Source organism: Tepidiforma sp., from assembly GCF_034432735.1.
Classification (GTDB): domain Bacteria; phylum Chloroflexota; class Dehalococcoidia; order Tepidiformales; family Tepidiformaceae; genus Tepidiforma.
Map to the genome: position 1 here is coordinate 1 of NZ_DAOUBJ010000124.1, position 2,402 is coordinate 2,402.

The window sequence follows — 2,402 nt, forward strand, 5'->3', positions numbered from 1 at the left end:
ACGGCGTCGACCTTCTGGGCGCTCGTCCGCGATCCGTTCTACGACAACGGGCCGAACGACAAGGGCGTCGGGCTCCAGCTTTGGGCGTCGCTCCAGCGCGTCTTTACGGGTTTCGCCGTTGGCGCGGCGGTGGCCGTCCCGCTGGGGATCGTGCTCGGATCGAGCGTATGGGCGCGGCGGTTGGTCGACCCGATCGTGCAGCTCCTCCGCCCGGTTTCGCCGCTGGCGTGGTTCCCCATCGGGCTGGTCGCGCTCGAATCGGCGCCGCACGCGGCGGTCTTCGTGGTGTTCATCACTTCGCTCTGGCCGACGGTGATCAATACGGCCTTCGGTGTGGGCAGCATCCCGCGGGCGCACAAGGAGATCGCGCGGGTCTTCCGCTTTTCGCGCCGGCAGTACCTGCTGCGCGTCCTCCTTCCCTACGCGCTGCCGCACATCGTTACGGGTCTGCGCCTGAGCATGGGGATCGCCTGGGTGGTGATCGTGGCTGCCGAGATGCTTTCCGGCGGGACGGGCATCGGCTTCTTCGTCTGGGATAGCTGGAACGCGCTCGACCTCGAACGGGTGATGTCGGCGATCCTGCTCATTGGCATCGTCGGCCTGGTGCTGGACCGCGGGTTCGCCTTCATCGCCGCCCGCTTCGCCTACCAGGAGGTGGCCTGATGCCGCCGGCGCAACTCGAAATCCGCGGTGTGACGATGTCGTTCAAGACGTACGACGCACTGGGCACGATCGATCTCGACGTGGAGCGCGGCGAGTTCGTGGCGCTGATCGGCCATTCGGGCTGTGGCAAGTCGACGCTCCTGAACCTCATCGCTGGCCTGGTGCGCCCCACGAGCGGGGTGCTCCGTCTCGATGGTCAGCCGATCGCCGGGCCGGGACCGGACCGTAGCATGGTCTTCCAGCACCACGCGCTGCTTCCCTGGCTGACGGTCTGGCAGAACGTGTACGTTGCCGTGGACGCGGCCGTCGGCAATCGATTGGGCCCGGGCAAGCTGTACAAGCGGGAGATCGTGGCGAACACGCTCCGCGTGGTGGGGCTCTGGGAACACCGCAACAAGAAGCCGGCCGAGCTCTCGGGGGGGATGCGCCAGCGGGTGGCCATCGCGCGCGCGTTCGCCGTCGAGCCGAAGGTCTTGCTCCTGGACGAGCCGTTCGGCGCCCTCGATGCGCTCACCCGCGCTTCGCTCCAGGACGAGCTCCTCTCGATCTGGAGCGGCACCCGCGCCGTCGAGACGGTGATCATGGTGACCCACGATATCGACGAAGCGATCTACCTGGCGGACCGCATCGTCGTGATGAGCAACGGCCCGCGCGCGACGATCCGGGAGGTGCTGCCGGTGACGATCCCCCGCCCGCGCGACCGGCGGGGGATGCTCCATCTGGCGGCGTATGCCGACCTCAAGGCGCACATCATCGACTTGCTGGCGACGGGCGACCGGCGCCTGAGCGCCTAGCCCTCGAAGCCGCGCCCGCGCATCGCCGGGGCCTGCCGCGCCTGGCGAACGGGGGCGCGCCCCGCCGGCGGATGGGGCAGCGGAAGCGAGCGACAGCTGCTGTCGTCTGGGAACGGTAGGGTAGGGAAGGGGTATGATTCCCCGCCGAGGACGCCTGTGAGCCGGGAGATGACGAATCCGCCGGGGGAGAGTTCGAGCGTGGGTCCCAAGCGAGCGACCCGGCCACCCGCGGCTGCCGACGCAGACCGCCAGGCCCCGGAGGGCCACATCAAGTCGAAGGCACGCGTTGCCGCCCACGGCGAGGTCTTCACGCCGCCGTGGCTGGTGGCGGCGATGCTCGACCTGGTGAAGGACGAGACGGAGCGGATCGATGCCCGCTTCCTGGAGCCGGCGTGTGGGAGCGGGAACTTCCTGGTGGCGATCCTGCGGCGCAAGCTGGCCGCGGTGGAGGGCGCCAGGATTTGTCCACAGGTCGAAGCCGGTAATACTTCTCGCAAAGGCAGGCCACGATGCTCGCGAATTGGACTTTCGAACCGATCGGACCTATGGGCGGCGCGACGGGGAATGCGTTCGTCAACACGCTCCAAGGGTCGGGGCTGGCTCCTGCGGCCGAACTCGCGCGCGAGGCGATCCAGAACTCGTGCGATGCCGCGAAAGAGGGCGAGAGGCGGGTACGCGTCGTCTTCCGCATCGAGAACCGCGAGGGCGAAGCCAGGCAACGCTTCCTCGACAACGCGCAGCTCGAACAAGCATTGTCCGACCGCATGGCTTTCCTTCGCTTGTCGCCGGAGAGTTGCCTCTCGAACCGATCCCGTCCCCTGACCCTGGTCTTCGTGGAAGACTATGGGACGACCGGTCTGAGTGGCGATCCGCACAGCCGAACATCCCACTTTCACCGGCTTCTCCTATCCGTTGGGGACAGCGCCAAGGCCCTCTCGCGTTCGG

3 protein-coding genes and 1 pseudogene are annotated in these 2,402 nt (G+C 67.9%); all 4 read left to right on the top strand.

Going from position 1 to position 2,402, the window contains the following annotated elements:
* Positions 1–663, top strand: a 663-nt coding sequence (ntrB, locus tag VAE53_RS11235; RefSeq protein WP_322819455.1) for a nitrate ABC transporter permease, incomplete at its 5' end; no start/stop codon positions are given.
* Positions 663–1,457, top strand: coding sequence for an ABC transporter ATP-binding protein (locus VAE53_RS11240; protein WP_322819456.1), 795 nt, complete (start codon positions 663–665; stop codon positions 1,455–1,457). The genes ntrB and VAE53_RS11240, both read left to right, overlap by 1 nt.
* A gap of 267 nt (positions 1,458–1,724) precedes the next feature.
* Positions 1,725–1,907: pseudogene (locus VAE53_RS13215) on the top strand (N-6 DNA methylase); the annotation flags it as partial.
* Between the two features lie 59 nt (positions 1,908–1,966).
* Positions 1,967–2,402, top strand: a 436-nt coding sequence (locus tag VAE53_RS11245; RefSeq protein ID WP_322819457.1) for a hypothetical protein, incomplete at its 3' end; no start/stop codon positions are given.

What these genes read in the sequence shown, in the direction of transcription:
- VAE53_RS11240 (WP_322819456.1), top strand. Translation starts at nt 663, where the DNA reads ATGCCGCCGGCGCAACTCGAAATCCGCGGTGTGACGATGTCGTTCAAG.